Here is a 19,513-nt window from a genome sequence, read left to right as displayed (position 1 = left end):
TCCGGTTTTCGGCTACTTTTGAATCGTGTCAGCCGGGTTCACCCGGCTGATTTGTTTATAAACCATCATTTCGATTAATATGATTGCTTCAAATCCTGCTGCTTCTATTCTGCTCCTGCTGATCGCCATTCCGAGCCTGTACGCGTTGTTTAAAAATCCGGCTTTTCTGGAAAGAGGGCTCCTTCACCCGTATTCCATTGTTCAGGGTAAGAACCTTCAGGGTCTGGTGACCAGTGCCTTTTTGCACGCCAACTGGGCGCACTTGTTATTTAACCTGATCACTTTCTATTTCTTTGCATTTGCCCTTGAATCCACAGTGGGATCTGGATTTTTTCTGGTCATTTACGTGGTGTCGTGGCTGGTGGGTGATGCGCTGACCATCTGGTTTCACCACCGGGAAAGTGGCTATTACAGTCTGGGTGCTTCGGGTGCCATTTCGGGCGTTCTGTTTTCTTTTATTCTTTTCTATCCCATGGAAGACATCTATTTATTCCTGATTCCGGTCGGTATTCCTGCCTGGATTTTTGCAATCCTTTACACGGGTCTGTCGATTTATGCCAGCCGGCAGGGATATGGTCAGATCAACCATGAGGCTCACCTTGGTGGGGCACTGGGAGGCGTTCTTGCCACGTTGGTGCTGATTCCCGATGTAATTGGTCATTTTCTGTCGCATTTCTGAAGGAGCGTGTCATGAAGTTCTTTTTCTCATTAATGTGCCTTCTCATTTTAACGAGCAAGGCACTTGTTGCACAAACGGACGGAAAGTTTGTTCCGGTCAGAAAAGGGTTCTATGATTCTCTGGAAACCATTGCTGGCGCCTTTCAGAAAAGGGAAGGTGAAAACAGGAGAATCTTCAAAGCCGATTTCTCCGGCATCAGCAAACCTGCGTTTAATGATTTCAAACCCATCTGGCACACAGCTCCCATTTCTCAGGGGATTACTGGAACCTGCTGGTCTTTTGCCACCACCAGTTTTTATGAATCTGAAATTAAACGGATTTCCGGACGTGAGGTTAAGCTGTCAGAACTCTACACGGTTTATTGGGAATACGTTGAAAAGGCCCGCCGGTTTGTGCGGGAACGCGGAAACAGCTTTATCGGAGAAGGAAGTGAAACCAATGCAGTCGCAAGAATTTTTTCCCTGTACGGGGCCATTCCTGCTGAACTGTATGATGGAATGAAAAAAGGTCAGCAGTGCCATGACCACCGTCCGCTGTTCGATGAAATCAAAGCTTTCCTTGAGGGTGTGAAGGCAAGTGCCTCCTGGAATGAAGAGTGGGTGATTTCAACAATCAGATCCATTCTGAATCACCATCTGGGGGAACCACCCACCGTTGTGAAGGAAGGTAATAAATCCTATTCACCGCAGGAGTATCTGAAACAGGTTCTGAGACTGAATCCAGGTGACTATGTGGATTTCATGAGCCTCATGGAAGCGCCCTACTTTACCAAAGCTGAGTATAAAGTGCCTGACAACTGGTGGAGAAGCGCCGATTATCACAACGTTCCGCTGAATGATTTTATGAATCTGATCAATTCCGCACTGGACCAGGGATTTACGCTGGCCATCGGTGGCGATGTGTCCGAGGCTGGTATTGATGGTTTTGATGGAATTGCCATTGTTCCTGAGTTTGACCTGCCGGCCGGATCGATTAATGAATCCGCACGTCAATACCGGTTCCTGAATGGGACCAGCACCGACGACCATGCCCTTCATCTGGTAGGAAAAACTGTAAAAGAGGGTAAGCTCTGGTATCTGATAAAGGATTCGGGTGCCGGATCACGGAATCATAAAGAGGCACCCGGTTATTATTTCTACCGGGAAGACTTTGTAAAGTTAAAAATGCTGAGCTTTACCGTTCATAAGGATGCCGTAAAGCAGATGCTGTCACAATTCAAAAAAGGCTGAGATCATGAATCAACCGGTGATAGATATCCGGCAGGTAAACAAGCGGTTTAAAGATGTTCATGCTGTCAAGGATCTGAACCTGACCATCCAGGCTGGTGAATTTATTGCCTTGCTGGGTCCGAACGGGGCAGGAAAGACCACACTGGTCGAAATGATTGAAGGCATTCAGAAACCCGATTCAGGAAGTATCCTGCTTTTTGGGAAAACCTGGCAAACGGCTGAACAGGAACTGCGTCGCCGGATTGGTCTTTCTTTGCAGGAAACCCGCTTCATCGATAAACTGACCGTTGGGGAAACGCTCGATCTGTTTGCTTCCTTCTTTTCCATCGGATCTGAACGGGTGAAGGAAATTCTTGCACAAATCAGGCTTGAGGAAAAAGTGAAGGCCTATACCGTGAACCTGTCCGGCGGGCAGCGTCAGCGACTGGCCATCGGGCTTGCGCTGATTAATGATCCGGAACTGCTTCTGCTCGATGAACCGACCACGGGCCTCGATCCAACCGCCCGCCGCGAAATCTGGGATCTGCTGATGGAGTTAAAATCGAGGAAGGCCACCATCATACTGACCACCCATTACATGGAAGAAGCCGAGTATCTCTGCGACCGGATTGTCATGATGAATAAAGGTGATATCCTCGCCAGCGGAACTCTGAACCAACTGCTGAATGAGCACGGGGGCGGGGAACTCATCCGGTTCCGGACGGTCACAACCTTTCAGCCGGCCTGGCTACCGGTCGGGGAAAAAGTGTTATCGGTAAACCAGATCGCAGAAACCACCGAATTGGTGACCACTGACACAATGGCAGTTCTTAAAAAGATCATGGAACTGAATGATAATCATCAACTTGGACTGAGTGATCTTGAGTGCAGCAAACGCACACTCGATGATCTGTTTATCTCAATGACCGGGCATCATCTGAGTGAATAAATGCAGCAGCCAGTTGCCAATAGCCAGCAGCCAGTAGCAAGCAGCCAATAGCCAATTGCAAGCAGCCAATAGCCAATTGCCAGTAGCCAATAGCCAATAGCCAATAGCCAATAGCCAATAGCCAATAGCCAATAGCCAGTAGCAAGCAGCCAATAGCCAATAGCCAGTAGCCAGCAGCCAGTAGCCAGTAGCCAATAAAACCATTTAGCAGAAAAATCCAATGAAAATTATATCAAAGTCACTGATCAGTCTGATCAAAGTACAGTTCAGGGAATTTGTCAGAGAACCCGAAATCATTTTCTGGGCGGTGGTCTTTCCGCTGGCGATCGCCTGGGTTCTGGGTGTGGCTTTTACTTCCAAACCTGAACTTTCCCGCACCATTGCCGTGGTTCCCGGTAACTGGGATACCACCTCAGTCCTTGGAACTTACCTGTCCGGGGGTGAGTCGGTTCTGGAGTTCGATTCACCTGTTTCGGGCAAACAGCGGATTCATTTCATTTCCGCAACCGAGGATTCTGCCATTGTGATGCTGAAACGTGGTATCATCACCAGTTATCTGGTGCCCGGCCCCGATGGAAAACCCATTGTTCGGTTTGATCCGGCCTCGACGGATGCCCAGCTTTCGTGGTACATTCTGACCGAAGCCATTTCAGGCAACAGCACACAACTGGCTACCGTCCGCGAACTGACCCTGATCGGAACCCGCTACATTGATTTTCTTGTGCCGGGTCTGATTGCCTTCGGAATCATGAATTCGGCCTTGTGGGGAATCGGATTTGGTCTGATCGAATACCGGATGAAAAAGTTGCTGAGAAGGATGCTGGCCACTCCCATGAAAAAGCATGAATTCATGATTTCACTGATGGCGGCACGTATCGTATTGAGTGTGGTGGAAGTGGTTATTCTGATGGTGTTTGCCTGGCTTTACTTCGACCTGCTGCCCACCGGATCATTACTGGCTTTGGGTCTGTTGTTTCTGGTTGGAAACCTGTCCTTCACAGGAATCGCCATATTGCTTTCCTGCCGCGCCGATAATACCCGGATCGGGGTTGGTTTCATCAATGCTGTTTCGATGCCCATGATGATTCTGTCGGGTATCTTTTTCAGCTATCATAACTTTCCGGAAGCCGTCATTCCGTTCATACAATACCTGCCTCTCACCCTCCTGGCCGATTCGATCAGGGCGGTGTTTAATGAAGGAGCCGGGTTAATCGACTCCATACCAGCCCTGATCATTCTCAGCGCCACCGGGCTGATAACGGCAGCCATAGGACTTCGTCTGTATAAGTGGCATTAACAGATCAGAAGTTCCTTTCCTTCCCCGCCGGAGCGGGGTTAAGGATCTTAGACCTTCTGTAGGCAATTGGCTTATAAAACAGGTTACTTCAATTCGACCAGATCAATGGCCAGAATATTCGGATTGATGGATCTCACCCGTCCGAGGGTTTCTGCATGGGGCTGATCCTGAAGATTCAGCCGTGCAACCGCTGCTTCAGCTTCGGCGAAAACAATGTTTTCCATTTCCAGCACGTTGATGTTCTCGGCACGGATTCCATCCAGAACCGATGCCAGTACTCCCGGACGGTTCAGGTGCCGGACAACCAGTCGCCAGCTCGCGGGTGATTTTTTAGTCAGGTTGACCACATTCGGTACATGACCGGTTTCCCTGAACTCCTTCACGATACGAACGGTTTCGGCTGCAATGGCTTCCTGGGCCTGATTGGTGGAGGCGCCAATGTGGTGGGTTCCGTAGACTTTCGGATGCTTTCCTGCTGCATCGGTAAAGTCGGCCGTGGCTGCTTCCGGTTCGGTTTCAAATACATCAAGTCCGGCACGAAGCCCCTTGGATTCAATGGCGGCAAGCAGAGCACCCTGATTTACCACTTCACCTCTTGATGTGTTGATAAACAAGGCTCCCGGCTTCATGCTGTTGAAAAATCCGGTTGTTAGCAGTCCGCGGGTGTCATTGTTCAGTGCAAGGTGCACACTGATGATATCTGAATGGTCAGCAAGTGCAGTCAGTGATTCACAAAATCCGATTCCCAGTGATTCTGCCTTTTCAGGGGTCAGACTTCTGCTCCAGGCAATGACATGCAATCCGAAAGCTTTGGCGCGGAGAGCCACTTCCTTGCCGATGTTTCCAAGGCCTGCCAGACCGAGTGTTTTGCCAAACAATCCGTCGGCTTTGCTGTATTCCTTTTTATTCCACTTGCCGGCTCTCAGGTCGGCAACGTTTTCAGGGATGCGTCTGTCTAAACTCAGGATAAGTCCCATCGCCAGTTCAGCAACTGCAATGGAGTTTTTTCCCGGACAGTTGGAAACGTAAATGCCTTTTTTACTGGCAGCATTCACATCGATGGTGTTATAACCGGCACCCGCCCGGATGATCAGTTTTAATGATGGAATCTCCATCATCGGAGCGGTGACTTTGGTTGATCGGACAACCAGCACATCTGGTTTGTTTTGGTTCAGAGAGGCAAGCAGGGAATCGTCTTTTGCATCCGGGTCTGAAATAACCGTGCAACCGATGGATTTAAGACCTTCGAGTCCGCTTTTTTCGAATTTGTCGGCAACGAGTACAATCATGGTGGGTCCTTCATGGTTTATGGTCAGCCATAAAGGTCGTAAATAATCAAAACGGGCGGAAGGGTTGCCGGATTAGAAAACGATTGGGAGGAGGGTCAGTGTCCCGTCGGTTTTTTCTCCCCGGCTTCTACCCGGAAAGGTAGTTTATTCTCAGGCATGGGCACCGGGCAGGTGGCGTAAGCCGTAAAAGCACAGGGCGGATTGTAGGATTTGTTGAAGTCCAGGACCATTTGACCGTTTTCAGGTGGATCCATATAAAGGAACCGGCCACCCCCGTAGGTTTCCGGACCATTGGTTTCATCACCAAAAACCAGGAAGTAAGCCCTTCCGGAATCTTCAACTGTGGGAAGAACCGAATAGGTTTTTCCTTCAAAGGTAAAAACGGCCCGTCCGCGTATTTCGGCTTCCGGGTTGTAGGTTTCCAATTGAGTCGGGATTACAATTTTTTCAGGGGCCGCCAGAGGTTCCCACCGGGCAGTGATTTTCCAGGTCTCATTGGTAGGGTAACGGTCTATGCCTTCAAAGGATTTCAGTACCGGTGATTCAGAGTCCCAGGTTCTGAGCGCCAGGTCATTGCCGCGGCGGATGATCATGTGGGTTTTGGTACCAATCCTGATTTTTGTCTGATCGGCTTTTATACCTTCCAGTTCACCCCCCGGAGAAAGCAGAGAAACCACCAGACCCTCTTCGAAATCCACAGAAAAGGTACTGCTATCCACGGTAATGGTACCGAATCCCGGAAAGGTATTTACTCCTTGTTTGAGCCAATCACGTCCGACCAGACTCAGCCATCCATCGGGACGTTTCAGATTTTCAATCCGAGACTGATGCCAGTCCTCAATTGACTGATGATAAGGATCACCTGTGCAGGAATACAGGGTGAAGGCAACGGGAATCAGAAAAAGCCGGTGAAAGGTAGCGGTCATTTAATATCCAATGGTTTAAATATTGAATTTACAATCATTCCAGTCCGAAACAGCAACACAGATTAGCAAAACGTGACCGCCACAACAAGATTTTCATTTTAAAATCAAATTCCGGTTTCCTACTTTTAATCAGTTAATCCCATGACCATCAGACAGTATTACCACGATTCCTACCGGCTTGCCTTTTCGGGCACTGGCCTTACCCAAACCTTGTTCAATGAACAACCAGCCGTGATTTTACCCGAAACCTGGTTTTATCCCACCAGCGGCGGACAGCCGCATGATACGGGTCTGATCAATGATGTGGTGGTAAAAGAAGTGATTGCAACCGGGGATGGCACCATCGTCCATCTGATGGAAGGTCCCGTGCCGGAAGGGGATTTCGAGGCGAGTATAGATGGTAACCGCCGACGGCAATTCAGGCAACAGCACACGGGACAGCATATTCTCTCACGTGCATTTGAATTGGTGGGCGGACTCGAAACCCTTTCCAGCACATTGGGTGAAACCCAGAACACGATTGATCTTCCTCTGGAGGGTTTTTCTGAGAGCATGGCAGCTGATGCTGAAGGGCTGGCCAACCAGATTGTGAATGAAGCAAGAATGGTTGCAGTACATCTGGTCTCTGAGTCAGATCTTTCCAGGTTCGATTTAAGAAAACAACCCACCGTCTATGGCACGATCCGCCTGATTGACATTTCGGGCTTCGATGTGACTCCTTGCGGGGGTACCCATTGCCGGCAAACATCCGAAGTGGGTCCGGTTAAACTGCTCCGTTCCGAAAAAATGAAGTCGGATCGCATCCGGCTTTCGTTTTTATGCGGTGACAGAGCTCTGGCAGATTACCATTCAAAATCCCGGTTGCTGCGTGATCTGTCAGTGATCGTCAGTGCAACGGGTGATGAGTTAACAGAACGGATCAGGCAACTGACCGATTCCGAAAAGGCTCTCAGAAAAGAACTGGGGCAATACAGAAAACGGCTGAACCTGCTGGAAGCAGCTGCTCTTGCTAACGAGTTGCCTGCCCAGGGATTCATTATCCGATCCCTTGATGGAAAATCCCCTGAAGATTTATCGGTCATGGCTTCCTATCTTGCAGAAAAGACCCGATCGGCCGGCTTCCTGTATTCTGTCGGTCGAGGAATCGATGGCATTTTATACACATCGTCGGATAATATCCCGGATATCAGGGAAATATTACCTATTATCAAAGAACAATTCGGATTGCGCGGTGGTGGAAGCCGCTCCGTTGTTCAGTTTTCTATACCCGGTCCTGCTGAACCTTCACAGGTTGAGTTGTTGATCCGGCAATGGTTTAATCAAAGGAATCATCAGTGAGAATTTCGGATATTCTGCAAAAAAAAGGAAAGACCTTTTCATTTGAATTCTTTCCCCCCAAGACTGATGCAGGGGTTGAAACCCTTCTCAGGACAGTTGACAGGCTGAAACCCTTGAATCCGGACTTTGTGTCGGTGACCTATGGGGCAGGTGGCTCTAACCGGCATCGTTCATTTGGCATCGTTGATACCATCCGGAACCAGATCGGGCTCGAAGTCATGGCCCATTTTACCTGTGTGGGGCATACAACCGATGAACTGCAGGACTCCCTGAATGAACTTAAATCTAGAAACATCGATAATATCCTGGCCCTTCGCGGCGATCCGCCCAAAGGAGATTCAGGCTGGGTTCCTCCTCCCAACGGCTACCGGTATGCCAGTGAACTGGTTCGTCATATCCGAATGGGCGGCCATTTCTGTATCGGAGTGGCCGGATATCCTGAAACCCATCCGGAGGCTCTCTCACCGGAAGCCGATATCGAAAATCTGAAACGGAAGGTGGACGAGGGTGGCGATTTTGTCATTACTCAGCTGTTTTTCAATAATGATGAATACTTCCGGTTTGTCGATCGCGCAGCCCGTGCCGGTATCCATTGCCGGATCATTCCCGGTATCATGCCAATCACCAATTTCGGCCAGATCAAAAAGTTTTCCGAAATGTGCGGGGCTGTTATTCCGCCCCGGCTGGTTGAAGCCCTGACCGAAGTGGAATCCGATCCGACCGAAGTGGCCCTGATCGGGTTGGAACATGCCATGATCCAATGCCGCGAACTGATTGCCGGCGGTGCTCCCGGTCTGCATTTCTATACATTGAACAAATCAGCTGCCACCCGGATTATTTTCGAAAATCTGTAATGACAAAGGGTTTTATAAAAAACAGCTTGCGGGTTCTGCCCTTTATTCTGGTTCCTGCCGGATTGTGGCTGTTAACCGTCTGGGTTTTTTCTCAAATTTATCTTCAGCAAAGTGTGATCAATCTGGGTCGGATCGGGAACTGGGCCTCCTTTGTCCTTCGCAATCAGGCCGAATTCAGGCAAGCCGATTCGCCCGACGATCTGGCGGTGATTCCGATTGAAACTAGGCGTTCCCTTAATGCCTACTGCATCAAATTGCCGGTTTCGTTTTATGGATTTTCCGATCAGGACCGTTTTCTTAGAATCCGGTCACCACTGGCAGAAATGCGCGGATTACCCGATCAGGTCTCATGGGATAAAACCGTGCCCGTCGATGGCGACACCATTTCATGGCACATCACCCACACACCCAATGGCCAGACCCTGATCCTGGTCCGAAACAACCTACGCCTTAAAGACCTGCCTGCTGCCGGATTGATCACAGTTCAGGAGATGGGGGAATATGATCAGTTTTTCTGGTGGTTTGTCTGGGTATCGTTCCTGTTTTATGGTCTGATCGCTGCTGCTGTATGGGTTGGGTACCGGCAGACCGCCGGCCGGTTGATCCATCAGATCGGCATGCTGAACCGATCTATTCATTCGCTGGATAGTGGCGGTCAGCGTTACCTCGATCAGTTAAAGAAATCCAGGTTTACTTCTATCAGGGAACTGGCCACCGAAATTGGAAATTATGTTGAACTTCAGGCCCTCTGGTCCGGGGCCATCCGTGAAACCGGGTCTCAGCTCATAGCGGACTCCGATCAGATGGGGGATATTCTTAATAGTCAGAAAAAAGCATTTCAGGATCTGAATCAGTCCATCAATGAGATCACGGCTTCTGCATCACAGATCACACAGAGTACCCAGTCGGTTTCTTCTCTCGCCGGAATCATCGAAAAGCAATCCACCCAAAACCGGAAACAGCTGAATGATGCAAACAGGTCGGTGAAATCCATCACTGACCAGATGGACGAGATTGAAAAGATGTCCTCTCAGTTCAGGCAGCTGCTCGATAAGAACATCGCTGAAATCGAGGCGATTAACCGTATTGCCGACGTTGTGAACCGAATAAACGAAGAATTGAAACTGATTGCATTCAATGCTCAGCTCGAATCGGTTGGATCTGCAAAACAGGTTCAGCGGTTTCAGGTGGTGGCCCGCGAGGTCAGGGAACTGGCAGAGGAAACCGAAAAAACCCTGGCACAGATCAGAAAGCAATTGAATGATATTGTGGACCACACCCGTGAGTCCGGGCTGATGTTTACCCATGTCGGTGATTCGGTTACCCGTGGCACGAAAAGTCTGCACGACCTGGAAAAACTGGTCGGACATCTCACCGATCAGCATCAGCAAACCGTGGGTTCGGTCAGAATGATTACCCGGGCTACTCAGGAACAGTTGCAGGCAGTGGGTCAGATTGCCCGGAACATGGAGGATATCAATCGTGAAGCAGACCGCCTGACCGGTGAGTTGGGGCAGCTTGCCACGCAGGCGGGGAACCTGAAAACCAGTGGACGACGGCTCGAATTCATTATTCAGGGTTATAAACAATGATAAGACTGCTGGCCGCCATCTCAATCCTTCTTCTGTCCGCCTGCGCGTCAGATGACCGTCATACGGTAACTTTCGGCTTCATCCCCGGCTCTGCCATCGAGGAAATTGAACTGACTGCCGATACTCTTTCGGCCCTGATCAGTCAGAAAACAGGTATGGAAGTGAGGCCCTTCGTTGCGCCGGATTATGCCTCTCTGATCGAAGCCATGCGGACCGGGCATGTGGATCTGGCATGGCTGGCTCCCATGAGTTATGTGGATGCTGTAAATGAAGTCGGTGTCACACCCCTGCTGACCTCGGTCCGTCAGGGCAAACCCTATTTCTACTCAGCCATTTTTGTCAGAGATGATTCCGGAATCAGGTCGTTGGAAGATCTGAAGGGAAAAGTTATTGGTTTTGCAGATCCGCTCAGCACGGCCGGTCGTTTGTTTCCCGAAATGGAGCTCAGACTTCGGGGGATTCAGCCGGATACCTGGTTCAGGCAGGTGGTGTTTCTGGGAGGACATGATAAAGTGGTGAATGCTGTTTTTAACCGGACAGTCGATGCCGGTGCATCCTTCTCAAATGATACAACCAATCAGGACAATGCCTGGAAACAATTCCTGAAGGATAAGGACGGTTGGACCCAGATCAGGCCCATCCTGTTCAGCCGGCCGATACCGGGCGATGTGGTCGGTATGGCCACCAACAGTCCGCATCACCAGGAACAAACCATGAAACTGCTCTCACAGGGATTGATGAGAGTGTCTGAAACCGATCAGGGGAAACGTTTGATCAGAAAAATAAACCGGACCGATTCATTTGCACCTGCCGATAACCGGCTTTTTGATAATGTAAAAGAAGCGGCGCGGTTGGTCCTCGGCCACTAAAGGGAGGTTAACCCTTTCAGGTAGCCAACCACCTGAGGCTCATCCCACTGTGCATATCCCAGGTGAAAGGATTTCAGATTTCCTTGTTTATCAATAATATAAGTAGCCGGAATTCCCTGCGATTGAAATGCCGGAGGCAGTTCTTCTGCTGTGTAAACCGGTAAACCGATTCTTACATCATCGAGGAATTTTTTAACAACGGCTGGTTCTTCGGCAGAGACCAGCGCAAAACGCACAGGTGTATCACCCAGCAAGGAATCAAGGCGTTCCAGAGAAGGAATCTCTGTCAGACAAGGACCACACCAGGTCGCCCATACATTCAGTACAATCACTTCACCTTTCCAGTCCATCAGATTGTCATCTCCGCCTTCCACTTCGGTAAGGGTCCAGTCACGCATCACATAGGCATCGATAAAGGGTGAGTTTACTTTCCCCAATTCAGGGGATCCCAGACCAGATTTATAGGGAAGTGACTTCCGGTTATCCTCAGCGGCTTTTTTTTCTGGCTGACAGGCCAATGCCAGTAAACCGACCAAAACAAGCAAAATGGAAAGTGGTTTCATAGAAGATCCGTTTTGTTAAACCGTTAAAAATATAGATTTTAGATAAAATTTAATAACCTGTATGTACCCAAGTCTTTTAACCATTGCGGGTCCGGTTGTCAGTAAGGGGACCCTTCAGCGCCTGTCCATTACGGTGAACCGCGAAACAGGGCTGATTCATTCCGTTCAGATGCCTGATGGCAACGAACATGTCAATTATCCGGATTCCTGTCTGATTTTTGCAGGATTTGGTGATATTCATGTCCACGCAAGGGAAGATGTTTCAGGTAAGCATCTTTATAAGGAAAGTTTCCGGTCTGCAAGTCTGGCTGCCCTGAATGGTGGTGTCACCCATATTGCAGACATGCCCAACAATCCGGTTCCACCCGTCGATGATGCATCCTGGAAAGCAAAACATGCGTTAACTGTGTCCTCCCATATTCCCCTGGTGATTTATGCGGGTATCGGTCCGGCTACGCTGCCTTTATCGGTCAACGTACCATATAAAGCCTTTATGGGTCCCTCGATTGGTGATTTGTTTTTCAAAGATGATGAAACACTGACCCAGACTCTGGCACGATATGCTGGTTTACCCATCAGTTTTCATTGTGAGGATCCGGTTGTTCTGGATCTGAACAGGGAACAATCCACACACGAACGTCGCCGCCCTGCAATGGCCGAGATCAGGGCCACCGATCTTGCACTTGCACTGATCCGCACTTATGGGCTGCGTGGAAAACTTTGTCATTACTCAACCGGTGATGGTCTTCAAAAAATCCTTCGTGCCAAGATGGAAGGGGTCGATGTTACCTGTGAGGTCACTCCCACACACTTGTTCTTCGATCAGTCCATGCTGACACCTGCCAATCACAAATGGCTTCAGATGAATCCGCCCCTCCGGGAAAACCGGGATAAAGACATGCTTCTGGATGCGCTTAAAAACGGAGATATTGACTACCTGGCCACCGATCATGCCCCTCACAGCAGGGAAGAAAAGGAAAAAGGAACCTCAGGGGTTACCCATCTCGATACCTACGGGGCCTTTGTAACCTGGCTCATCAGTGAAAAACAGGTACCGGTTTCCATTATTGAGCAGGTCTGTGCAGTAAACCCGGGTCGTTTTTCTGCACCATTTCTCGATCCTTCCAGAATCGGAGCAGGTCTTGGAGAAATCAAACCCGGTTATATGGCCAATCTGACCGTTCTGAATATGAAAAAGCCGGTAACCATCAAGCAGAACGGCTTAAGAACTCAATGCGGATGGTCTCCTTTCGAAGGATTTACCTTCCCCGGATCGGTTGAAGATACCTGGATCGGCGGATTCCGTCGCTCTGAACTCGACAGCGGACCGTGGCTATGAACCAGTCTTTAACCGATTTCGCCTCAAAAATCTTCGAAGAAAAGTATCGGTTTCTACCAGCTCAATCCCGCCGGATTACCCAACCGGAACTAACCAGCCATCTGGAATCCATTCTTGGGTTCAGTCCGGAGGTGGCGGGCTTCAGCATGGAGGGCCGGCCGGTTCACCGGTTGACCTGGGGAGACGGCCCCATCCGGATCCTCATGTGGAGTCAGATGCATGGGAATGAGCCAACCGCAACGCTTGCTCTTCTCGATTTATGGTCTCTTTTACATCAGTACCCAGATCTGCCTGTCATTCAATCACTCAGATCTTCCGTCACCATCCGGTGCATTCCAATGCTGAATCCCGATGGAGCACAACGTTTTCAGAGACGGAATGCCGCCGGAATCGACCTGAACAGAGATGCAGGTGCACTGGCATCTTCAGAGGCCCGGATTCTCAAATCAGAGAAAGATCAGTTTGATCCGCATTGGGGTTTTAATCTGCATGATCAGAATCCGAGATACACGGTTGGAAATACCGGAAAGGTGGCCAGAATCAGTTTACTGGCTCCGGCCTTTAATCTGAATCGCGATAACAACGAGGTCAGAGACCGGGCTAAATGCCTCATCTCGCGACTGGCAAAGGAACTTGACCGTGTGGCCGGACCCAATCATACCGGAAAGTACGATGACGCCTTCGGCAGCCGTTGTTTTGGTGATAACATGCAAAAGTGGGGAGTTTCCACCATTCTGATCGAATCGGGCGGAGATGAGAATCCCGATAAACCCTTTGTACGGCAGTTAAACCTTCATCTGTTCCTTTGCTCATTGGTTGATATTGCCTCGGGAAACTGGAAGAACGGGTCTCCGGAAGGGTATGAAGCAATTCCGTTTAATGGCCCGTTGCTGGCCGACCTGAAACTGACAGACCTGATGGTTCAATCGGCGGGAAGTCAGACATTTAAAGCCGATCTGGCTATTAACATGGTCCCAATGGAACAGATAAATGGCCATGAGCGCCTGGTGGGTCTGGTTGCAGATATCGGTGCATTGCATCCGCTTTCAGCAAAGGTAGTTGTGAAAGGAACTCCTGGTGTCCTCCGGCCGGGGACATCGGTTCAGTTGACCGGGGATGAGTCGGCCGAAATCCTTAAAAACCACCTCATGAACGGGGCTTCAACGTTTTATTACCCGGAACAGGCTTTTGATAAAGTGGCCGGGTGGGTGTCCGTCGTGCCGGGTACGTTTTGTCCCGTTGGCTCGCGGCATGACCATTCCACCCGCTTTCTGAATCCGGGAGAACGGGCTTCTTTCAGGATCGTGGAAGGGGACCGGCCTGTTCAGATAGTCGTGAATGGATTGATCGTCTGGACTGCAGAAGCAGGTTGGGAACCGGTTCAGGGTTGGTGGCTGCCCGATGGGGTGAAGGGGTTGGAAGTGGAGCTTTAACTGAATTGCCTGATCAGCCTGAAAGCACCAAACAGAATCAGCACAATTCCGAATAAAATTCTGAGAAACGGGTCGGCTGTGGAATCGGAAGCAAAGAGTAGCCAGAGCCCGGCCGCAATGAATCCGGCACGAACGGTGGCCATAAACCAGAATAGGAAATGGTTCAGGCGGGATTCTCCTGCCGGCGCAACCGGATCGTTTCAATAATGCTGAGTGCCAGAAGGATCAGCAATCCGGTGGTAACACAAAAATCGGCCCAGTTGAAGATGGCCGTCCGGAAGGTGCCAAATCCGACATTCAGAAAATCAGTCACAGCACCTTCTCTCATGAACCGGTCAATGAGATTGCCCACTCCTCCCGACAAGATCAGGGAGAAGGCAATCAGTTTCAGAGTGGTTTGTTCATGAAACGTTCTGATCAGATAAACAATCAGGACAATCAGAATAATCAGGACCAGAACATTAAATAAGAGAAACCGGACCATCGGAGACCAGTCACTGCCAAAGGACAAAGCAACCCCCGTATTTTCCACGTAGATTATCCGTAAGAAATCCGAAAAGTAGCTGGTGGAAACCAGGTACTCCAGATGGAGACGGGCCAAGGATTTTGAAACCTGATCAATGGTCAGGTTGATTCCGAATACTGATAAGACGATGATCCATTTTAACATGATGCAAAAGTAACCTCCAGTGAGAAACCGGGCAATTTCAATGACGACGCCGGAAATGTTTAAACCGGTCATTCGGGTCACGCTGGTGGAAATAACCGAGACGGGACCTTCCCGGTTTACCGACCGGATCACCCGTATTCAGGTATCCGACATGGTCAGTGACCGGGAAACCACCCAACTTCAGCTTTTCTGCTCCGATTCAGATCCGCTCACCCCATCAGAAAAGAAACATGCAGAAGAGGCCGGTTTTTCAATCAGGCAGGCCACCCGGTCCGGAATGCTGGCGCTGCTTGAACAGGAAATCGCCGGCTCCGATTTCGTTCTCTTCTGGAATGAACCTTCCCTGATCCGGCGATTAAAAGCTTACAATCCAGCCTGGCCGGCGGGTAACTGGATCGATCTTCGGTTGATGTTTCAGATCACTCATCCCCAACGCGAGAGTGCACACCCCTCCGATCTGTGGTCGCTGGTCCATCATACATTGCACCAGCCCGGGAAAGCACCTCAGATGAACCGGTTGACCGATCTTCTCCGATTCTATAACCATGCGATCGGCACCGACCAGCACCTGGCCACTCTGGCCACGTTGATGAAACCACTGGAAGAATCTTCCGGATTATTCCGGTTTTTTGCTTCCGTGCTCGCCGGATTGGATCAATTTCAAGCCATCCGAGGCGATCAGGCCGGACTCATGTCTGTACAACTGACTTCTTTGGATGCCTATCTGAGAAATTTACTGCGAATGAAACCCGGGGCCGATCAGCGAATGCCTGCCATGAGCATGGCACCGGTGAATGAAGCGTTGGTCGTCGATTATTTCCAGACCGGTCTTCCCGCGAAAACCTCTGGAAAATTCCGGGCCAGACCTCAGCAGATTCAATATGCCGGCTCTGTTGTCAGTGCAATCAATCAGGGGGATCCGTTGCTCATTGAAGCAGGTACCGGAACCGGTAAATCCCTTGGTTATCTGATTCCCGCCATGGAATTTTTACGGTTAAATCCGGGCCAGCGTATCATTGTTTCAACCGCTTTGAAGAACCTCCAGCACCAGATTTTCTGGAAGGAAATCAGGTCACTGAAAAAATGGTTCCCCGAAGCATTCCGCTCCATTGAAACCGCCATTCTGAAGGGCCGGCAGAATTATTGCTGTCTGGGATCGGTCAGGCGCCGGTTGCGTCTTCTGACCGAGGAGGGAATCGGTCGGCATAATGAGGCGGACTATTTTGTTCTGGTTTATCTCATACACCTGACGGCCTACCGGGATTATGTGGATCTGGAATCTATTCCTGAAGCCTTATACCAAATGATCCCGGGGTTGTCCGATATCATTGAAATGGTCCGTTCTGATGTGTCATGTTTCAAATCGACCTGTGAGTATTTTGGTCATTGTGTTTATGATCAGGTTCTGAAAGAAGCGGGGCGGTCACAGTTGGTGATTATCAATCACGCCAAATTTTTTAACATGCCAGATTTTCTGCTGGAAACCTGCAGGACGGTCATTGTTGATGAAGCCGACTTGTTTCCGGGTTTTCTGAGAAGCAGTATGAGTACCGAGGTAGGGGCCCGTGACTGCTGGCGGTTGCTTTCGCTTGCAAGGGGAAGCCGGCATCAGCCGGGCTGGCACACAGGCCTCAGTGTGAATGGGCATCCCAACGCCGGCTTCGATCTGGCCACCCTGTTTCATCAGGTTGAAGAGGGTATTCATCAGGTAAACCGATGGTTTTCGGTTCATATGAAAGGGAAGTCGACCGCTTACCTTCCCGATTTTCCTGAGATTGAATCGTCCTATTCCTTAACGGCCTGGATCAAGCCGCTTCTTGAACCCCTTCAGGATATCCGTGGACTGATTTCGGAATGGAAAGAGGCGGGTACGTTATCCATCAGACCTTCCGTCAATCCCACTTTTCTGGTTTTTATAAACCGTCTCGATCAGGTCATTTCCGGCCTGTCCGAGTTTTCCAGAGATTATCCGTCCTCAGCTTGGTGTCACTATCTGTTGCTCAGGGAAAAGGACTGGTATCTTGGCAAAAAGGCTGTTTATATCGGAAATCAGTTTTCTGGTCACATGTTCGATCAGGTGCCCTCCTGGGTTTTTACCAGCGCAACTCTGACGCTGGACCAGTCCTTCGATTTCTTTTGCAATGAATTGGGTATCCGGTCCGTACCCGTCGTCACCAACGTCATCGAATCACCCTTTCACTATCAGGAACAGGCGGCCATTGGGGTCACCACCTGGATTCAATCTTTCCGGGCCGGTGATCCGTCATTGAAGAACCAATGGATCAGCCAGGTTAGTGCGACCTGTGGGTATTTAAGTGCGGTCACCAATGGACGAACTCTGATCCTGTGTACCAGTTACGAGCAGATGGAAGCCATCTACCAGGCCATTGCCGACCCGCTCGAACAGACCGGGATCCTCGTAATCCGGCAGGAAGGAGCGAGTGTGGATCAGATCAGACAATTCACCAATCTGGAGCAGTCGGTTCTGATAGGTGTGGATCGCCTCTGGACCGGTGTCGATTTTCCGGGCTCCACCTGTTCCCAGGTCATTATTGTCAAATTACCTTTCAGCCCGGTTGATGATCCTGAAATCAGACACCGACAGGCAGTTGAAGGTGCAGGTTTCTGGAATTGGTACCATGGAATCGCCCGGTTAAAATTCCGGCAGGGGGCAGGAAGACTCATCCGGTCAGACACAGATAAGGGGTTGATAACCGTTTTGGACAGCCGGATTCTGGCAGGGAAGAACCGTGAATTTCTTTCCACACTTCCCGATATGCCAGTTTACTCATTCAGGACCCTGACCGAAACGGCCGATTTTGCAATCAGGAAAATTGGATTGCAATCCGAATGGCAGCAGCGTCAGGATGGAATAGAAGGGGTTCTGGGGGATTTTCACCGGCTGTAGTATCTTTGCACTCTTTCAGACAGGAAACCTATGGATTTTAGTATTATCATTATTCTGGCCGTTGCGGCAATTATCATTTGGAAATATAGCGAGCAGTTTTATATCAGGTTCAAAGGCGGACATTTCGAGCGTTTGAATGTGGCCGAACTGAAACTGTACATGAAAACCAATAAGCCGAATAAGGATTTTCTTCTTGTTGATGTCCGTACGGAACCTGAACTGAAACTTGGGAAAATCGGCGGGTCAATCAATATTGAACTGAAGCAACTGAAGCCGGATGATCTGCGGTTGCAAAGCTACCGGGACCGTCCGGTGGTGATTTATTGTGAAAGTGGATCGCGTTCTAAAAAAGCTGCCATTCTGCTGGCTAAAAACAGGTTCAGTAAAGTTTACTATCTGGCCGGGGGATACCAGGTCTGGCGCGGAGATGCCTCGCTGTAAAAAAAATCCTGACCAGCCCGTATTGACAATCATACCATCGCCTTTTAAATTTGTTCCAAATTGGTGTGGTGTCGGGATCCTACAAGCCTGGCATCACCAATAGCAAGGGGTAAAGTATGGGGACACTTTACTCCACCTGTCAGGGATAAGGAGTGGGGACACCTTATCCCGTTTGTCAAAGGGGAAGGTACGGGGACACCTTCCCCTTTTTTTATTTTATCAATTCATCGGAAGTCTATGAAAACGTTTCTTTACCTCTCGCTCTCAACCCTGATCTTATTCTCCTGTTCGGGCACATCGGATGATGAACTGCTTAGAGTAGGTGATTATCCCATTAAGAAAACCCGGTATCAGTTGGCTGTGAAACAAGCCCTTGAACGGATTGGCAACTATTCCAGCGAGGATAGTGTCCGGTTGACTGATATGTTGCTGGAGGAAATGATTAACAATGCCCGTCTGACGCTTGCAGCCAGAGAAGCGGGGTTCGAGTACGACACCGCCTTTGTTAATCGCCAATCACAGATGATTAAGGCCTCCGTTCAGTCCGATTCAGTCTTTGAGCAAAAATTGCGTGAAAGTGGTATCACAGAGGAAGACTGGATGAATGATCTGAGGGATGCCAGCCGAGTGAATGCCTTTCTGAAAGCTACCATTACCGATTCCATTACCGTTGCATCTTCCGCCATCATGGATTCTCTGAAACAATCCGATGTATTTCCTGAAATCAAAGTATCTCAGATTATGGTGAAAGTTCCGGTTTCTGCCCCGAAAGAGCAGGTTGAATCGGCTTACCGCCGACTCGATCAGGTCAGAAAACAAGCTGAAGGAAGTGGCACAGCTGGTTTTTCAAAATTGGCAAGGTTGTACTCCGAAGATGGATCTGCTCGTTTCGGCGGAGATCTTGGATACATCCGCCGTGGAACCCTGATCAGCCATATTGAAGAAGTCGCTTTTTCAATGGAAAAAAATAAAGTATCCGATATTTTCAGATCACCCGGTGGTTTCCATATTCTGATGGTGACCGATAAGCGTGAAGTGCGTCCCGAAGAGGCAGATCTGTCTGCAAAGGCAATCGCCCTGACCCGGCAGGCCGCTTATGAAAAACTCAAAACTTCTCTGAAGGACAAGTACCCGGTCGTCCGGAATGACGACTGATAT

Annotated in this window: 19 protein-coding genes; 13 read left to right on the top strand and 6 right to left on the bottom strand. The window is 49.6% G+C overall.

The features are described from left to right. Window positions 1–79: 79 nt before the first annotated feature. Genes HUU10_00345 through HUU10_00335 form a run of 3 tightly spaced genes read left to right on the top strand, consistent with a single transcriptional unit; the run spans window position 80 to window position 2,836 of the window. On the top strand, window positions 80–679 hold the full coding sequence (locus HUU10_00345) for a rhomboid family intramembrane serine protease (GenBank protein ID NUQ80032.1): 600 nt from the start codon (window positions 80–82) through the stop codon (window positions 677–679). An 11-nt stretch (window positions 680–690) separates the two neighbouring features. Beyond that, a complete protein-coding gene (locus HUU10_00340; GenBank protein NUQ80031.1) occupies window positions 691–1,908 on the top strand; it encodes a peptidase C1 in 1,218 nt (405 codons plus the stop codon). 4 nt (window positions 1,909–1,912) lie between these two features. Further along, window positions 1,913–2,836 (top strand): ABC transporter ATP-binding protein, encoded by a 924-nt coding sequence (locus tag HUU10_00335; GenBank protein NUQ80030.1) that lies wholly within the window; start codon window positions 1,913–1,915, stop codon window positions 2,834–2,836. Here HUU10_00335 and HUU10_00330 read toward each other — a convergent pair. Then, the gene (locus HUU10_00330; protein NUQ80029.1) at window positions 2,807–3,040 is read right to left on the bottom strand and encodes a hypothetical protein; all 234 of its coding nucleotides are present in this window, start codon (window positions 3,038–3,040) and stop codon (window positions 2,807–2,809) included. The two genes, HUU10_00335 and HUU10_00330, sit on opposite strands and share 30 nt — an antisense overlap. Before the next feature lie 16 nt (window positions 3,041–3,056). Here HUU10_00330 and HUU10_00325 point away from each other — a divergent pair, with 16 nt between their 5' ends. After that, a complete protein-coding gene (locus HUU10_00325) occupies window positions 3,057–4,133 on the top strand; it encodes an ABC transporter permease (protein NUQ80028.1) in 1,077 nt (358 codons plus the stop codon). An 83-nt stretch (window positions 4,134–4,216) separates the two neighbouring features. Here the strand turns inward: HUU10_00325 and HUU10_00320 are convergent, their stop codons facing one another. Then, window positions 4,217–5,422 carry a hydroxyacid dehydrogenase gene (locus HUU10_00320; protein NUQ80027.1) on the bottom strand — a complete coding sequence of 402 codons (1,206 nt, stop codon included), beginning with the start codon at window positions 5,420–5,422 and terminating at the stop codon, window positions 4,217–4,219. Window positions 5,423–5,517: 95 nt separating this feature from the next. Beyond that, on the bottom strand, window positions 5,518–6,348 hold the full coding sequence (locus HUU10_00315) for a DUF1684 domain-containing protein (GenBank protein NUQ80026.1): 831 nt from the start codon (window positions 6,346–6,348) through the stop codon (window positions 5,518–5,520). Window positions 6,349–6,489: 141 nt separating this feature from the next. On the opposite strand from HUU10_00315, the gene HUU10_00310 reads away from it, so the two are divergent. Genes HUU10_00310 through HUU10_00295 form a run of 4 tightly spaced genes read left to right on the top strand, consistent with a single transcriptional unit; the run spans window position 6,490 to window position 11,001 of the window. After that, window positions 6,490–7,686, top strand: a complete 1,197-nt coding sequence (locus tag HUU10_00310; GenBank protein ID NUQ80025.1) for an alanyl-tRNA editing protein — start codon at window positions 6,490–6,492, stop codon at window positions 7,684–7,686. Next, entirely contained in the window at window positions 7,683–8,540 is an 858-nt protein-coding gene (gene metF / locus HUU10_00305) for a methylenetetrahydrofolate reductase [NAD(P)H] (protein ID NUQ80024.1), read from the top strand. Before HUU10_00310 ends, metF begins: the two co-directional genes overlap by 4 nt. Beyond that, on the top strand, window positions 8,540–10,132 hold the full coding sequence (locus HUU10_00300) for a hypothetical protein (GenBank protein ID NUQ80023.1): 1,593 nt from the start codon (window positions 8,540–8,542) through the stop codon (window positions 10,130–10,132). Before metF ends, HUU10_00300 begins: the two co-directional genes overlap by 1 nt. Continuing rightward, the gene (locus tag HUU10_00295; GenBank protein NUQ80022.1) at window positions 10,129–11,001 is read left to right on the top strand and encodes a phosphate/phosphite/phosphonate ABC transporter substrate-binding protein; all 873 of its coding nucleotides are present in this window, start codon (window positions 10,129–10,131) and stop codon (window positions 10,999–11,001) included. The genes HUU10_00300 and HUU10_00295 overlap by 4 nt, the downstream gene beginning before the upstream one ends. On the opposite strand, the gene HUU10_00290 is transcribed toward HUU10_00295, so the two are convergent. Then, entirely contained in the window at window positions 10,998–11,564 is a 567-nt protein-coding gene (locus HUU10_00290; GenBank protein NUQ80021.1) for a TlpA family protein disulfide reductase, read from the bottom strand. The genes HUU10_00295 and HUU10_00290 overlap by 4 nt on opposite strands. Window positions 11,565–11,625: 61 nt before the next feature. On the opposite strand from HUU10_00290, the gene HUU10_00285 reads away from it, so the two are divergent. Both HUU10_00285 and HUU10_00280 read left to right on the top strand, forming a co-directional pair. Continuing rightward, complete coding sequence (locus HUU10_00285; GenBank protein NUQ80020.1) at window positions 11,626–12,903, top strand: amidohydrolase family protein; 1,278 nt, start codon at window positions 11,626–11,628, stop codon at window positions 12,901–12,903. After that, a complete protein-coding gene (locus tag HUU10_00280; GenBank protein ID NUQ80019.1) occupies window positions 12,900–14,336 on the top strand; it encodes a peptidase M14 in 1,437 nt (478 codons plus the stop codon). Before HUU10_00285 ends, HUU10_00280 begins: the two co-directional genes overlap by 4 nt. Here HUU10_00280 and HUU10_00275 read toward each other — a convergent pair. After that, entirely contained in the window at window positions 14,333–14,479 is a 147-nt protein-coding gene (locus tag HUU10_00275) for a hypothetical protein (protein NUQ80018.1), read from the bottom strand. The genes HUU10_00280 and HUU10_00275 overlap by 4 nt on opposite strands. 20 nt (window positions 14,480–14,499) lie before the next feature. Beyond that, window positions 14,500–15,006, bottom strand: a complete 507-nt coding sequence (lspA, locus tag HUU10_00270) for a signal peptidase II (protein ID NUQ80017.1) — start codon at window positions 15,004–15,006, stop codon at window positions 14,500–14,502. Between the two features lie 40 nt (window positions 15,007–15,046). Here lspA and HUU10_00265 point away from each other — a divergent pair, with 40 nt between their 5' ends. The 3 genes from HUU10_00265 to HUU10_00255 all read left to right on the top strand — a co-directional run bounded on the left by HUU10_00265 (window position 15,047) and on the right by HUU10_00255 (window position 19,510). Continuing rightward, a complete protein-coding gene (locus HUU10_00265) occupies window positions 15,047–17,914 on the top strand; it encodes an ATP-dependent DNA helicase (protein NUQ80016.1) in 2,868 nt (955 codons plus the stop codon). A gap of 30 nt (window positions 17,915–17,944) precedes the next feature. Further along, a complete protein-coding gene (locus HUU10_00260; protein ID NUQ80015.1) occupies window positions 17,945–18,355 on the top strand; it encodes a rhodanese-like domain-containing protein in 411 nt (136 codons plus the stop codon). A gap of 237 nt (window positions 18,356–18,592) precedes the next feature. Then, window positions 18,593–19,510, top strand: coding sequence for a peptidylprolyl isomerase (locus tag HUU10_00255; protein ID NUQ80014.1), 918 nt, complete (start codon window positions 18,593–18,595; stop codon window positions 19,508–19,510). Window positions 19,511–19,513 lie beyond the last annotated feature (3 nt).

Source organism: Bacteroidota bacterium, assembly GCA_013360915.1.
GTDB lineage: Bacteria > Bacteroidota > JABWAT01 > JABWAT01 > JABWAT01 > JABWAT01.
The sequence above is the reverse complement of the archived record's forward strand: the minus strand, read 5'-3'. Positions and strand labels throughout refer to the sequence as shown.

What these genes read in the sequence shown, in the direction of transcription:
- HUU10_00345 (NUQ80032.1), top strand. Translation starts at nt 80, where the DNA reads ATGATTGCTTCAAATCCTGCTGCTTCTATTCTGCTCCTGCTGATCGCC.
- HUU10_00340 (NUQ80031.1), top strand. Translation starts at nt 691, where the DNA reads ATGAAGTTCTTTTTCTCATTAATGTGCCTTCTCATTTTAACGAGCAAG.
- HUU10_00335 (NUQ80030.1), top strand. Translation starts at nt 1,913, where the DNA reads ATGAATCAACCGGTGATAGATATCCGGCAGGTAAACAAGCGGTTTAAA.
- HUU10_00330 (NUQ80029.1), bottom strand. Translation starts at nt 3,040, where the DNA reads ATGGTTTTATTGGCTACTGGCTACTGGCTGCTGGCTACTGGCTATTGG.
- HUU10_00325 (NUQ80028.1), top strand. Translation starts at nt 3,057, where the DNA reads ATGAAAATTATATCAAAGTCACTGATCAGTCTGATCAAAGTACAGTTC.
- HUU10_00320 (NUQ80027.1), bottom strand. Translation starts at nt 5,422, where the DNA reads ATGATTGTACTCGTTGCCGACAAATTCGAAAAAAGCGGACTCGAAGGT.
- HUU10_00315 (NUQ80026.1), bottom strand. Translation starts at nt 6,348, where the DNA reads ATGACCGCTACCTTTCACCGGCTTTTTCTGATTCCCGTTGCCTTCACC.
- HUU10_00310 (NUQ80025.1), top strand. Translation starts at nt 6,490, where the DNA reads ATGACCATCAGACAGTATTACCACGATTCCTACCGGCTTGCCTTTTCG.
- HUU10_00300 (NUQ80023.1), top strand. Translation starts at nt 8,540, where the DNA reads ATGACAAAGGGTTTTATAAAAAACAGCTTGCGGGTTCTGCCCTTTATT.
- HUU10_00295 (NUQ80022.1), top strand. Translation starts at nt 10,129, where the DNA reads ATGATAAGACTGCTGGCCGCCATCTCAATCCTTCTTCTGTCCGCCTGC.
- HUU10_00290 (NUQ80021.1), bottom strand. Translation starts at nt 11,564, where the DNA reads ATGAAACCACTTTCCATTTTGCTTGTTTTGGTCGGTTTACTGGCATTG.
- HUU10_00285 (NUQ80020.1), top strand. Translation starts at nt 11,626, where the DNA reads ATGTACCCAAGTCTTTTAACCATTGCGGGTCCGGTTGTCAGTAAGGGG.
- HUU10_00280 (NUQ80019.1), top strand. Translation starts at nt 12,900, where the DNA reads ATGAACCAGTCTTTAACCGATTTCGCCTCAAAAATCTTCGAAGAAAAG.
- HUU10_00275 (NUQ80018.1), bottom strand. Translation starts at nt 14,479, where the DNA reads ATGGCCACCGTTCGTGCCGGATTCATTGCGGCCGGGCTCTGGCTACTC.
- lspA (NUQ80017.1), bottom strand. Translation starts at nt 15,006, where the DNA reads ATGTTAAAATGGATCATCGTCTTATCAGTATTCGGAATCAACCTGACC.
- HUU10_00265 (NUQ80016.1), top strand. Translation starts at nt 15,047, where the DNA reads ATGACGACGCCGGAAATGTTTAAACCGGTCATTCGGGTCACGCTGGTG.
- HUU10_00260 (NUQ80015.1), top strand. Translation starts at nt 17,945, where the DNA reads ATGGATTTTAGTATTATCATTATTCTGGCCGTTGCGGCAATTATCATT.
- HUU10_00255 (NUQ80014.1), top strand. Translation starts at nt 18,593, where the DNA reads ATGAAAACGTTTCTTTACCTCTCGCTCTCAACCCTGATCTTATTCTCC.